Genomic DNA, 12,273 nt, shown 5'->3' with positions numbered 1-12,273 from the left:
CCTGGGAATCGCCGAGCGGCGGCGCGGTAGGCCCCGCGGCATCGCGGAGGATGCGGGCAACCGGCACGGGCGTACGCGCCAGCGGCGTGGACACCCCTTCCGGGGAGCGGAAGCGACACGGCCACCGCGAGGGGCCGGGGAGAGAGTGATCGATGACCGAGGCACGGGAGTCGGCCGGTCCGCACGCACGGCGCGTGCCCGGCACACCCTGCTGGGTGAGCCTGATGGTGCACGGGCTGGATGCCACCGAGGAGTTCTACGGCGAGCTGTTCGGCTGGGAGTTCCGGCCGGGCCCGCAGCAGCTCGGCCCGTACGTGCGGGCGCTGCTGGACGGGCGAGAGGTGGCGGGGATGGGCCAGCTGCCCCCGGACCGCAGGCTGCCGGTCGCCTGGACGCCGTACTTCGCCTCGCACGACGTGGACCAGACCGCCGACACGGTACGGCTGTGCGGCGGCACGGTGGCCGTCGGGCCGCTGGACGCCGCCGAGGCCGGGCGGATGGTGATCGCCTCCGACCCCTCCGGGGCGGTGTTCGGGATCTGGCAGGGCTCCGCGCACCTCGGCGTGGCGATCACCGGTGTGCCCGGCACGCCGGTCTGGAACGAACTGGTCACCTTCGAGACGGAGAGCGTCGCCAAGTTCTACAAAAGCGTGTTCGGCTACGAGGAGGAGCCGGTGGTCTCCGCCGACTTCGACTACGTGACCCTGAGCCTCGGCGGCCGACCGGTGGCCGGGCTGCACGGCATGGGCCACGGTCTGCCCCGGGACCGCGGGCCGCACTGGCAGACGTACTTCGAGGTCGCCGACATCGGCGAAACGGTGCGGCAGGTCACCGGCCTGGGCGGCCGGGTCCTCAGACCGGCCCACGACAGCCCGCACGGGCGGGTGGCGGCGGTGGCCGACCCGGAGGGCGCCGAGTTCTCGGTGGTCGAGAACCCGCGCTGAGCCCTCAGGCGGGCGGGACGGGCAGTACGTCCGGGGACAGGGCCGCCGCGCGGGCGGACGCGGCGGTCATCCGGCGCCGGTGGTGGCGCCGGCACAGCACCTCGTAGCCGACCTCGCCCGCGGACTGGTTGACGTCGCCGACGACCACCTGGGCGCCCTCGACCACCATCTCGCCGTCTATCGTGCGGGCGTTGTGCGTGGCGCGGGCGCCGCACCAGCACAGCGCCTCCACCTGGAGCACCTCGATGCGGTCGGCCAGCTCCACCAGCCGCTGCGAGCCGGGGAAGAGCTTGGAGCGGAAGTCGGTGGTGATCCCGAAGGCGAACACGTCGAGCCCGAGGTCGTCCACCACGCGCGCGAGCTGGTCGATCTGCCCGGGCGCGAGGAACTGTGCCTCGTCCGCGATCACATAGTCGGCCCGGCGGCCCTGGGAGAGGTGGTCCACGAGGTAGGCGTACAGGTCCTGGTCGTCGGCGACCTCCACCGCGTCGGTGACCAGGCCGAGCCGGGAGGACAGCTTGCCCTCGCCCGCCCGGTCGTTCCGGGTGAAGATCATGCCGACGAGGCCGCGCGCGGAGCGGTTGTGCTCGATCTGGAGAGCCAGCGTCGACTTCCCGCAGTCCATCGTTCCGGAGAAGAACACCAGCTCGGGCATGAGAGGTTGAGCACCTTTCGGCAGGTCGTGAGGGTCACGCGCGGGGGCGCGCGGAGGTCGGTGGGGGCGCTTTCGGGGCTTACGGGCTTCAGGAGCGTACGGGAGGTCCTTCAGAGGGTGCGTGAGGCCGTCAGGAGCGTACTTCGAGGAGCGGAACCAGCTGTTCGGCCGGGGTCATCGAGCCGTGGTTGCCGACCAGCGCGGACTCCTTCGGTTCCCGCTCGGAGGCGATGAGCAGGACGTCGTCGTGCGCGGCGGCGACCACGTCCCCGATCCGCTCGTACACCCGCTCGTCCACCCGCGGCCCGAACCAGCCTGCCGCGATCGCCTCGTCCCGCGAGGCCACCCAGAACTGCTCGCCGAGCACCTCGCGCCAGACGGTCAGGACGTCGTTGTGGGCGCCCGGCACCGCGTACACGTGCCGGGCCCGGCCCTCGCCGCCGAGGAGGGCGACGCCGGCGCGCAGCTCCCAGTCCTCGTCGAAGTCGATGCGGTGCTGCTCGTCGAACGGCACGTCGACCATGCCGTGGTCGGCGGTGACGTAGAGGGCGCTGCGCGGCGGCAGCTGCTCCGCGAGCCGCTGGGCGAGCCGGTCGACGTACATGAGCTGGCCGCGCCAGGTGTCGGAGGCGACGCCGTAGCGGTGTCCGGAGCCGTCCAGCTCGGCGTAGTACGTGTAGACCAGGGAGCGGTCGCCGGCGGCCAGTTGCTCGGCCGCGAGGTCCATCCGCTCCTCTCCGCTGAGCCGGCCGTGGAAGGTGCCGCCGCTGAGCGCGACCTTGGTGAGCGGGGTGTGCTCGAAGGCGGGCGAGGACACCTGGGCGGCGTGCACCCCGGCCTCGTGGGCCAGCTTGAAGACGGTGGGGTACGGCTGCCAGGGGCGCGGTTCCGTGTACGGCTGCCAGCGGAGCTGGTTCATCAGCGCGCCGGTGCCCGGGTTGCGCACGGTGTACCCGGGCAGGCCGTGGGCGCCCGGCGGCAGGCCGGTGCCGACGGAGGCGAGGGAGGTCGCGGTGGTCGCCGGGTAGCCGGCGGTGAGCGGGCGGCCGGTGCCGCCGCGCGAGCTGCCGAGCAGGGAGGTCAGGAAGGGGGCCTCGTCGGGATGGTCCCGGAGCTGCTCCCAGCCGAGCCCGTCGATCAGGAAGACACAGACCCGGTCGGCCGCGGTCAGTTCCTCGATCGTGGCGGTCAGTCCGGGGACGCCCATGCCCGCGGCCACCGTGGGCAGCAGGTCGGCGAGGGAGCCGGTGCCGTACTCGGGCAGCGGCGCGGTGTCCAGGGCGAGCGGTTCCGGGTGGTCCCAGGCGGAGAGCTGGGACATCAGCGCGTGAGGTCCGCGGTCGCCTCGGAAATGGCCTGCGCGAAGGCGAGCGCCTGGCGCACCGTCTCCGGGCCGTCCCCGGCCTCGCTGACGCGCAGGCTGAGGTCGTCCGCCGTGGAGTTGCCCGTGTAGCCGTGGTCGGCGTCGCAGTTGGGGTCGCCGCAGGCGGCGGGCTCCAGGTCGATGCGGCTGACCGCGCCCCAGCCGATGGTCAGCACGACCTCGCGCGGCAGCGTGCCGGGGGTGTACTGCTCCGGGTTGGCGACCACGCGGCTGACCACGACGGAGGAGATCCGGCCGAGCTTCACGGACTCGGTGGAGGTGGTGGCGTACGGCGTCGGAGAGGTGCTGTCGGCGGCCTGCTCGTCGGTGTGGCTGACGATGAAGCGGTTGCCGGTGAGGACCAGCACGGTGACGTGCCGGCGGACCTCGTTCTGGTCGAACGTCGTCTCCTGATGGACCAGGTACGACCGGATCGGCTCGCCGCCCACAGCGGCCTCCACCGCGTCGGCCACGAGGGCCGGGTAGTAGCCGCTGCGCTCGATCGCCGCGCGCAGCCCCTGGGTCGTCGTACTGGTCTTGGCCATGGCGTCCATCCTAATCCGTGGGCAAGGGGGGTCCGGGCCAGTCGCGGAGAGCGGGGGCGGCCGGCGCGCACGCGCGCGGGTGCCCGCGGACCCGGTGCGGGGAGGGACTGCGGGCTCGCGTGCGGGTGGCCGCTTACCGGGCGCGGGAACGGCTGGTGCACGCGTGCGGGTGCCTGTGGACCCGGTGTGGAGAGGGTCTGTGGGCCCGCGTGCGGGTGCCCGCGTACCGGGCGCGGGAACGGTCCGGTCGCACGCGGGCGAGCTTTTGCATGCGGTCCCCCTCCCCCGCTCAGTAGGCCGGCAGTGTGCGCGGGCCCAGGTCGTCGCGGGCGGGCGGGGGTGCGAGCCGTACGGTGGCGCCGAGGACGCTCACGCCGTGCGGGGCGACGACGACCGGCTCCAGGGTGACCGCGACCACCTCGGGATGGTCGTCGACCAGCCGGGACACCCGCAGCAGCAGCTCCTCCAGCGCGGGGGTGTCGACGGGCGTGGAGCCGCGCCAGCCGAAGAGCAGCGGCGCCGTGCGGATCGACCGCACCAGCGAGGTCGCCTCCCGGTCGGTGACGGGGATCAGCCGGTGGGCCATGTCCTCGAGCAGCTGCGAGGCGGCCCCGGCGAGGCCGAAGGACAGCACGGCCCCGGCCGCCGGGTCGATCACCGCGCGGACGACGGTGTCGACGCCCCTGGGCGCCATCGCCTGCACCACCGGCCGCAGCTCCTCCGGTGGCCCGAACAGTTCCGTCAACTCGGCGTAGGCGCGGAGCAGTTGCTCCTCGTCCGCGAGGTCCAGGCGTACGCCGCCCAGGTCGGCGCGGTGCCTGAGGTGCGGGGCGGTGGCCTTCAGGGCCACCGGGTAGCCGAGCGCGCGGGCGGCCTCGGCGGCGGCGTGCGGGGTGGGCGCGGGCAGGGCGTGGCGCACCGGGATGCCGTACCTGCCGAGCAGCTCGCAGGTCTGCGCGTCGGAGATGGTGAGCCCCTGCCCGCGCGCGAGCAGCTCACCGATCAGCCGGGCGGCGCCCTTCTCGTCGATGTCGTCGTACTCGGGCACCTTCCCGGGGTCGGCCGCCTCCCGCCGCCACTGTCCGTACCTGACGGCCTCGGCGAGCGCCCGCACGGCCCGCTCGGCGGCGGGGTAGGCGGGGATGAGGTGAGTGCCTTCCGGTGGAGCGGATGCTCCCGCGGGGGGCAGTCCCTCCGCTCCCGCGGCGGGCAGTCCTTCCGCGGGGCGGAACGGGTGGGCACCGCTCTCTGTACCGGGTGCCCTCCCAGCGGCGGCTGGTGCAGTACTGGCCGCAGCCGACAACGCTTCCGCAAGCCCCCCGAGCTCCACATGCACGACAAGCACCGGCTTGCCCGGAACCACAGCGGCGGCCGACCGCAGCGCCTCCGCCAGCTCCGCGTCACCCGGCGACGCCTCCCCGATGGCAGGGATCGCCGTAACGACGACGGCGTCGTTCGTGTCGTCCGCCAGTGCAGCACCCAGTGCCCGGTGGAAGTCCGCCGCCGTCGCCCCGGTCGTCAGGTCCACCGGCCGCGTCGGCCGCAGCCCCTCGGCGAGGCACTGGTCGTACGTCAGCACGCCCAGCGACTCGGAGTTCCCGAGGATGGCCACGCGCGGGCCGGCGGGCAGCGGCTGGCGGGCGAGCAGCAGCCCGGCGTCGACCAGCTCGGTGATGGTGTCGACGCGGATCACGCCGGCCTGCCGGAGCAGCGCGGAGACCGTCGCGTACGGCAGCCGGGTGGCCCGTACCGCGTGTCCCGGCGGTGCCGTGCCGGTGCCCTGCACCACCACCAGCGGCTTCGCCGCCGCCGTGCGCCGGGCGAGGCGGGTGAACTTGCGTGGGTTGCCGATGGACTCCAGATACATGAGGACGACGTCGGTCTCCGGGTCGTCGTACCAGTACTGGAGGACGTCGTTGCCGGAGACGTCCGCGCGGTTGCCGGCGGACACGAAGGTGGACACGCCGGTGACCCCGGTGACTCCTCCCCCGCGCCGGTGCAGCCGGGACAGCAGGGCGATGCCGATGGCGCCGGACTGGGCGAACAGTCCGATCCGGCCGGGCCGGGGCGGCTCGGGGGCGAGCGAGGCGTTCAGCCGGACGTCCGGGGCGGTGTTGATGATCCCGAAGGCGTTCGGCCCGATGATCCGCATGCCGTACGCGCGCGCGGCCCGGACGAGAGCCCGCTGCCGCTCGCGCCCCTCGGGGCCGCTCTCGGCGTATCCGGCGGAGAGCACGACCAGCCCCTGGACGCCGTGCTCCCCGCACTCGGCGACCACGGTGGGCACGTGCTCGGCGGGTACGGCGACGACGACGAGGTCCACCGGTCCGTCGATGTCCCGCACCGAGCGGTGCGCGGGCACCCCGTCGACCTCCTTGAGGTCCTCCGGGAACGCCTTGTTCACGGCGTGCAGGCGGCCGCCGTAGCCGGCGTCGCGGATGTTGCCGAGGACGCTGCGGCCGACTCCGCCGGGGGTGCGGCCGACGCCGACGACCGCGACGGAACCGGGCGCGAGCAGCCGCCGTACCGAGCGGGCCTCGGCGCGCTGCTCCCGCGCGCGCTGCACAGCGAGGGAACGGTCGGTGGGTTCGAGGTCGAACTCCAGGCGGACGACGCCGTCCTCGAAGCTGCGCTTCTGCGTGTAGCCGGCGTCCGTGAACACCTTGATCATCTTGGAGTTGGCGGGCAGCACCTCGGCGGCGAAGCGGCGGATGCCCCGCTCGCGCGCGACGGCCGCGATGTGCTCCAGCAGGGCGGAGGCGACTCCCCTGCCCTGGTGGGCGTCCTGCACCAGGAAGGCGACCTCGGCCTCGTCGGCGGGGGAGGACGCGGGCAGACCGTCGGCGCCGATGCGGTCATAGCGTACGGTGGCGATGAACTCGCCGCCGACGGTGGCCGCGAGTCCCACCCGGTCCACAAAGTCGTGGTGCGTGAAGCGGTGGACGTCCTTGGCGGAGAGCCGTGGGTACGGCGCGAAGAAGCGGTAGTACTTCGACTCGTCCGAGACCTGCTCGTAGAAGCTGACCAGGCGATCGGCGTCATCAACGGTGATGGGCCGGATGCGTGCGGTGCCGCCGTCGCGCAGCACCACGTCCGCCTCCCAGTGGGCGGGGTACTGGTGCCGGTCCTGCCGGTCCGCCGAGGTCTGCATGGGCCCCAGAGTACGGCTCGCGTACGACAACGGCGCGAGGCAGTCTGTGGAGGACGGAAAGCCGGACCGAGGCCGCGGTCCGACGCCACGACGGAGGGGACGAAGGTCCGCTCCGGGCACGCTTCACGATGTGGGAAACTGGTCTAGACAACCCTGAACACCGAAGGGCAGCAACACATGGCTGAGCGCCGCGTCAACGTCGGCTGGGCCGAGGGCCTCCACGCCCGCCCCGCCTCCATCTTCGTCCGAGCCGCCACGGCCGCAGGCGTCCCGGTGACGATCGCCAAGGCCGGGGGCAACCCCGTCAACGCGGCCTCCATGCTGGCCGTCCTGGGCCTGGGCGCCCAGGGTGGCGAGGAGATCGTCCTCGCCTCCGACGCCGAGGGCGCGGACGCCGCCCTCGACCGTCTGGCCAAGCTGGTCTCCGAGGGCCTCGAGGAGCTGCCCGAGACCGTCTGAGCGACCTCGCACAGAGCGCCGGAGCCGCGCCGCCCGACCGGGCGGCGCGGCTTCGCCGTATGCGGCGCGGTGCGCGCCCCCTCTATGTCCGTCGGTCCGCGGCGTACGCGCGTCGCGGACCGGCGGATTCCCCGCCGTTTTGCATCGGGCGTAGGCCTGCCGCGCCGACATAATTCCGGCGCCCCTGAATTCGGGCAGCCGAAAACACCCGTCCCCCGAATTACTCTTCTTTGTATACGGCGCCTGTGTTAATGCCGCGGGCCCGATGTGTTTACGGGATGTTGCGAAGTCCTCACACGCTCCGCGGCACCGGAAAAGCGAAGCCGGTGCACGCTCGTCACGCGCTCAGCGTGCAGCGCCGTGAGTGCCCGCGCGCGCTCGCCGTCCCCGCGCGCCACCGCGTCCACGATCGCCCCGTGCTCCGTCCAGGAGTCCACGGGGCTCTTCGGCGCCTCGACCGCGTACATCCAGGCGATCTTGTGCCGCAGCTGGGTGAGCATCGAGGTCAGCGACGGGCTGCCGGAGGCCTGTGCGAGCGTCTCGTGGAACCAGCCGCCCAGCGAGCGCAGGTCCTCGCTGTGGCCCCTCCGGGCCCGCTCCTGACCCAGCCGCACCAGACCGCGCAGGACCTTGAGATGGGCCTCGGTGCGCCGCTGGGCGGCCCGCGCAGCACCCAGCGGCTCCAGCAGCATCCGCATCTCCAGCAGGTCGGCGGCCTCCTGCTCGGTCGGCTCGGCCACGCACGCGCCCGCGTGCCGGCGCGTCACCACGAAGCCCTCCGCCTCCAGCGTGCGCAGCGCCTCGCGCACGGGGACGCGCGAGACGCCGTAACGGCGGGCCAGGACTTCCTCGGTCAGGCGGCTGCCGCGCTCGTAGACACCCGCGACGATGTCGTCCCGGATCGCCGTACACACCGAGTGCGCCGGAATACGCATGCCCGACCTCCGCCTTAATCCCCGTGAAACGTCGTCGACGACGTGTGTTCCGTGACTCTATTCCAGAGAGCCGGAATTTCCGACGGCGGGCCGTAATCCATGGATATTTTTTTGGACAGCACATCCGGCGGACACCATGAAAAACGGCGAAAGCCCCGGCTCGGTGAGCCGGGGCTTCGGATGGCCGTGCGGTGTGCGTCAGACGTTCACGCCGTGCTTGCGGAGGTAGGCGACGGGGTCGATGTCGGAGCCGTACTCGGGGGTCGTGCGCGCCTCGAAGTGCAGGTGCGGGCCCGTGACGTTGCCGGTGGCGCCGGAGAGGCCGATCTGCTGGCCCGGGACGACCTTCTGGCCCACGGTGACGCCGATGGACGACAGGTGCCCGTACTGGGTGTACATGCCGTCGGCCATCCGGATCACGATCTCGTTGCCGTACGCGCCGCCCCAGCCCGTGGAGACGACCGTGCCGGAGCCCACAGCGTGGACGGACGTGCCGCTGGCCGCGTGGAAGTCGATACCGGTGTGCGAGCCGGAGGACCACAGGGAGCTGCTCGCCCGGTAGGCCGTGGAGACGTAGGAGTGCGCGATGGGGGTGACGAAGGTGTTCAGCCGCTTGCGCTCGGCCTCGCGGGCGGCGCGGGCCCTGGCCTCGCGCTCCGCCGCGACCCTCTTCGCGGCCAGCTTCGCCGCGGCTTCCTCGGCCGCCTTCTGGTCGGCGGCCTGCTGCTGGGCGGCGGCCTGCGCGTCGATCTGCTCGGCGACGTCGTCGCCCACGGTGACGACCGGGGTGAGGCCGGTCTGCTCCGCGGGGCTCTCGGCGGCGAGCGCCGGGGAGGCGGCGAGGGTGCCGATGACACCGGTGGTGGTCAGGGCCGCGACGCCGGCCGCCTGGGCGGTGGTCCGCTTGACCCGGCCGGGCTTGCGGTGCTTCCCGGTGGCGCACATGAACGCCATGAAGTGGCTGGTCCTTTCCTTCCCTCTCGCCTACCGGGTTAGCTGACGGGTTCGGAGCAGGAAGGTCTCCTACGGGCCCCCTGGCGGGCGCCCGATTCACCCCAGGGACTACGTGGGTCCCCGGCTCCCCTGGCTCGCGCCGTACGGGGACTCGGCGATCGCTGTCCGGTGCCGCGGTTGCGGCGCACTGCCTGACGAACAGCCCGGACGACGCTACGGCGGCCCGCTTTCAATCCTCAAACGAAACCGGCTGTTTGTTGCGCATGCCACAGGTCAGACAGGCAACCTCCGCCCCAAATCGGGCACCTGTGGGACCGAGTGGAACAGCAGGGGCCCTGACGATCCGTAGACCGGTCGTCAGGGCCCCACGCGCGCGTGCCGTTACTCGGCCGCCACCACGGTCACTTCACCGATGCCGAGCGCCTCGACCGGCGCCTTGATCTGGGAGGCGTCGCCGACCAGGACGGTCACCAGGCGGTCCACCGGGAAGGCGTTCACGACGGCCGCGGTGGCCTCCACCGTGCCCGTGCCGGCCAACTGCTGGTACAGCGTCGCCTGGAAGTCGTCGGGCAGGTGCTGCTCGACCTGGTCGGCCAGAGTGCTCGCGACGGCCGCCGCGGTCTCGTACTTGAGCGGTGCCACGCCGACGAGGTTCTGCACGGCGACGTCCCGCTCGGCGTCGGTCAGGCCCTCCGTCGCGACGGTGCGCAGCACCTTCCACAGATCGTCCAGCGCCGGGCCCGTGTTCGGCGTGTCCACGGAGCCGCTGATGGCGAGCATCGCGGCGCCCGTGCCGTCCGGCGCGGAGCGCAGGACCTGCCCGAAGGAGCGCACGCCGTACGTGTAGCCCTTCTCCTCGCGCAGGACGCGGTCCAGGCGGGAGGTGAGGGTGCCGCCGAGGCAGTACGTGCCGAGCACCTGGGCGGGCCACACGCGGTCGTGCCGGTCGGGGCCGATCCGGCCGATGAGCAGCTGCGTCTGCACGGCGCCGGGCCGGTCCACGATGACCACGCGCCCGGTGTCGTCGGCGGTCACCGGCGGCACGGGCCGGGGCTCGCCCGGGGTGCCGGTCCAGGCACCCAGGGTGTCGCCGAGCAGCGCGTCCAGGTCGGCGCCGGTCAGGTCGCCGACGACGACCACGGTGGCCGTGGCGGGCCGCACATGACGGTCGTAGAACGCGCGTACGGCCGCAGCGTCGATCTTCTCGACCGTCTCCTCGGTGCCCTGGCGCGGGCGGGACATGCGCGAGGTCGCCGGGAACAGCTCCTTGGACAGCTCCTTGGCGGCCCGGCGGGAGGGGTTGGCCAGCTCGTGCGGGATCTCGTCCAGGCGGTTGCGGACCAGCCGCTCGACCTCGCTCTCGGCGAAGGCCGGCGCGCGCAGGGCGTCGGCGAGCAGGCCGAGTCCCTTGGCCAGGCGGGAGGCGGGGACCTCCAGGCTGAGCCGGACGCCGGGGTGGTCGGCGTGTGCGTCGAGGGTGGCGCCCGCGCGCTCCAGTTCGGCGGCGAACTCCTCGGCGGAGTGCCGGTCGGTGCCCTCCGAGAAGGCCCGCGCCATGATCGTGGCGACGCCGTCCAGGCCGGCCGGCTCGGCGTCCAGGGGCGCGTCCAGCAGCACCTCAACGGCGACGACCTGCTGGCCGGGGCGGTGGCAGCGCAGCACGGTCAGGCCGTTGTCCAGCGTGCCGCGCTCGGGGGCCGGAAACGCCCAGGGCCTGGCCTCGCCCGGCTGCGGCTGGGGGTGGAAGTCCATCGTGGCGAGCTGGGTCACTTGGCCGTCTCCTCGTTCTCGTCGCCGGCCTCTACGGTCGCTTCCTGCTCCGGGTCCTCCGGGACCCCGGCGTCCTCGACGGTCTCCGGGGACTTCGGCTCGTAGACGAGGACCGCGCGGTTGTCGGGCCGCAGACGGGCCTTGGCGACCTCCTGGACCTCCTCCGGGGTCACCTCCAGGACCCGCTTGACGGCGGTCAGGGCGAGCTGCGGGTCACCGAACAGGACGGCGAACCGGCACAGTTCGTCCGCGCGGCCGGCGACCGTGCCGAGCCGGTCCAGCCACTCGCGCTCCAGCTGGGCCTGGGCGCGCTCCATCTCCTCGGGCGTGGGGCCCTCCGCGGCGAACCGGGCCAGCTCCTCGTCGATGGCGGCCTCGATGACCGGCACCTCGACGTCACCGGAGGTCTTCACGTCCAGCCAGCCCATCGAGGGCGCGCCGGCCAGCCGCAGCAGGCCGAAGCCGGCCGCGACGGCCGTACGGTCGCGGCGCACCAGCCGGTTGTACAGCCGGGATGACTCGCCGCCGCCGAGGATGGTCAGGGCGAGGTCGGCCGCGTCGCACGCGCGCGTGCCGTCGTGCGGGAGCCGGTAGGCGGCCATCAGGGCGCGCGCCGGGACCTCCTCCACGAGGACCTCGCGCAGTTGCTCGCCGATGATCTCCGGCAGGGAGCCGTCGCGGGGTTCGGGCTTGCCGTCGTGGGACGGAATCGACCCGAAGTACCTCTCGATCCAGGCCAGGGTCTGCTTCGGGTCGATGTCGCCGACCACGGAGAGCACCGCGTTGTTCGGCGCGTAGTAGGTGCGGAAGAACTGGCGGGCGTCCTCCAGGGTGGCCGCGTCCAGGTCCGCCATCGAGCCGATCGGCGTGTGGTGGTACGGGTGGCCCTCGGGGTAGGAGAGGGCGGTCAGCTTCTCGAAGGCGGTGCCGTACGGCACGTTGTCGTAGCGCTGGCGGCGCTCGTTCTTGACGACGTCCCGCTGGTTCTCCATCGACTCGTCGTCCAGGGCGGCCAGCAGCGAGCCCATGCGGTCGGCCTCCAGCCAGAGGGCGAGCTCCAGCTGGTGGGTGGGCATGGTCTCGAAGTAGTTGGTGCGCTCGAAGCTGGTGGTGCCGTTCAGCGAGCCGCCGGCGCCCTGCACCAGCTCGAAGTGCCCGTTGCCCTTCACCTGCGCCGAGCCCTGGAACATCAGGTGCTCGAAAAGGTGAGCCAGGCCGGTACGTCCCTTGACCTCGTGCCGGGAACCGACGTCGTACCAGAGGCAGACCGCCGCCACCGGGGTCAGGTGGTCCTCGGAGAGCACCACGCGCAGACCGTTGGCCAGGCGGTGCTCGGTCGCTGTCAGGCCCCCGGAGCCTGCCTCGGCTGTGGTCGTGTGACCCATGGGCATGTACGTCCCTTCGCGAGCGGAGGCGGTTGATGGAAACCGCGCTTTTCCTGCCGTTCCTGCCACTGTATGCAAAGCGTGCGAGGGCCCGGTGAAGTTCCCGCGGGAC

General features: G+C 72.9%; 10 protein-coding genes and 1 riboswitch. Of the genes, 2 read left to right on the top strand and 8 right to left on the bottom strand.

Features of this window, described 5'->3' with window-relative positions:
- The first annotated feature begins 152 nt into the window (after positions 1–152).
- A complete protein-coding gene (locus ACZ7DL_RS07650; RefSeq protein ID WP_470772242.1) occupies positions 153–944 on the top strand; it encodes a VOC family protein in 792 nt (263 codons plus the stop codon).
- A gap of 4 nt (positions 945–948) precedes the next feature.
- On the opposite strand, the gene ACZ7DL_RS07645 is transcribed toward ACZ7DL_RS07650, so the two are convergent.
- From ACZ7DL_RS07645 to ACZ7DL_RS07630, 4 genes are all read right to left on the bottom strand, one after another.
- Complete coding sequence (locus ACZ7DL_RS07645; RefSeq protein ID WP_470772240.1) at positions 949–1,599, bottom strand: thymidine kinase; 651 nt, start codon at positions 1,597–1,599, stop codon at positions 949–951.
- Between the two features lie 130 nt (positions 1,600–1,729).
- Positions 1,730–2,920: an alkaline phosphatase family protein gene (locus ACZ7DL_RS07640; protein ID WP_470772239.1), complete on the bottom strand. Its 1,191-nt coding sequence runs from the start codon at positions 2,918–2,920 to the stop codon at positions 1,730–1,732.
- Positions 2,920–3,507, bottom strand: a complete 588-nt coding sequence (locus ACZ7DL_RS07635; protein ID WP_470772237.1) for a DUF5998 family protein — start codon at positions 3,505–3,507, stop codon at positions 2,920–2,922. The genes ACZ7DL_RS07640 and ACZ7DL_RS07635 overlap by 1 nt, the downstream gene beginning before the upstream one ends.
- 289 nt (positions 3,508–3,796) lie before the next feature.
- Positions 3,797–6,658, bottom strand: a complete 2,862-nt coding sequence (locus ACZ7DL_RS07630; RefSeq protein WP_470772236.1) for a bifunctional acetate--CoA ligase family protein/GNAT family N-acetyltransferase — start codon at positions 6,656–6,658, stop codon at positions 3,797–3,799.
- Between the two features lie 177 nt (positions 6,659–6,835).
- Here ACZ7DL_RS07630 and ACZ7DL_RS07625 point away from each other — a divergent pair, with 177 nt between their 5' ends.
- The gene (locus ACZ7DL_RS07625) at positions 6,836–7,117 is read left to right on the top strand and encodes an HPr family phosphocarrier protein (RefSeq protein WP_014675499.1); all 282 of its coding nucleotides are present in this window, start codon (positions 6,836–6,838) and stop codon (positions 7,115–7,117) included.
- A gap of 248 nt (positions 7,118–7,365) precedes the next feature.
- Here the strand turns inward: ACZ7DL_RS07625 and ACZ7DL_RS07620 are convergent, their stop codons facing one another.
- From ACZ7DL_RS07620 to ACZ7DL_RS07605, 4 genes are all read right to left on the bottom strand, one after another.
- Positions 7,366–8,052 (bottom strand): GntR family transcriptional regulator, encoded by a 687-nt coding sequence (locus ACZ7DL_RS07620; RefSeq protein WP_470772235.1) that lies wholly within the window; start codon positions 8,050–8,052, stop codon positions 7,366–7,368.
- A gap of 198 nt (positions 8,053–8,250) precedes the next feature.
- Entirely contained in the window at positions 8,251–9,006 is a 756-nt protein-coding gene (locus ACZ7DL_RS07615; protein WP_470772234.1) for a M23 family metallopeptidase, read from the bottom strand.
- A gap of 12 nt (positions 9,007–9,018) precedes the next feature.
- A riboswitch (cyclic di-AMP (ydaO/yuaA leader) is annotated at positions 9,019–9,173 on the bottom strand.
- 214 nt (positions 9,174–9,387) lie between these two features.
- On the bottom strand, positions 9,388–10,776 hold the full coding sequence (locus ACZ7DL_RS07610) for a M16 family metallopeptidase (protein WP_470772233.1): 1,389 nt from the start codon (positions 10,774–10,776) through the stop codon (positions 9,388–9,390).
- A complete protein-coding gene (locus ACZ7DL_RS07605; RefSeq protein WP_470772231.1) occupies positions 10,773–12,167 on the bottom strand; it encodes a M16 family metallopeptidase in 1,395 nt (464 codons plus the stop codon). Before ACZ7DL_RS07605 ends, ACZ7DL_RS07610 begins: the two co-directional genes overlap by 4 nt.
- Positions 12,168–12,273 lie beyond the last annotated feature (106 nt).

Source organism: Streptomyces sp. NPDC036984, from assembly GCF_055607665.1.
Note: the sequence above shows the minus strand (reverse complement) of the source record. Positions and strands in the feature narration are given on the sequence as shown.

Coding starts and splice junctions, on each gene's coding strand:
- ACZ7DL_RS07650 (WP_470772242.1), top strand. CDS start 153: ATGACCGAGGCACGGGAGTCGGCCGGTCCGCACGCACGGCGCGTGCCC.
- ACZ7DL_RS07645 (WP_470772240.1), bottom strand. CDS start 1,599: ATGCCCGAGCTGGTGTTCTTCTCCGGAACGATGGACTGCGGGAAGTCG.
- ACZ7DL_RS07640 (WP_470772239.1), bottom strand. CDS start 2,920: ATGTCCCAGCTCTCCGCCTGGGACCACCCGGAACCGCTCGCCCTGGAC.
- ACZ7DL_RS07635 (WP_470772237.1), bottom strand. CDS start 3,507: ATGGCCAAGACCAGTACGACGACCCAGGGGCTGCGCGCGGCGATCGAG.
- ACZ7DL_RS07630 (WP_470772236.1), bottom strand. CDS start 6,658: ATGCAGACCTCGGCGGACCGGCAGGACCGGCACCAGTACCCCGCCCAC.
- ACZ7DL_RS07625 (WP_014675499.1), top strand. CDS start 6,836: ATGGCTGAGCGCCGCGTCAACGTCGGCTGGGCCGAGGGCCTCCACGCC.
- ACZ7DL_RS07620 (WP_470772235.1), bottom strand. CDS start 8,052: ATGCGTATTCCGGCGCACTCGGTGTGTACGGCGATCCGGGACGACATC.
- ACZ7DL_RS07615 (WP_470772234.1), bottom strand. CDS start 9,006: ATGGCGTTCATGTGCGCCACCGGGAAGCACCGCAAGCCCGGCCGGGTC.
- ACZ7DL_RS07605 (WP_470772231.1), bottom strand. CDS start 12,167: ATGCCCATGGGTCACACGACCACAGCCGAGGCAGGCTCCGGGGGCCTG.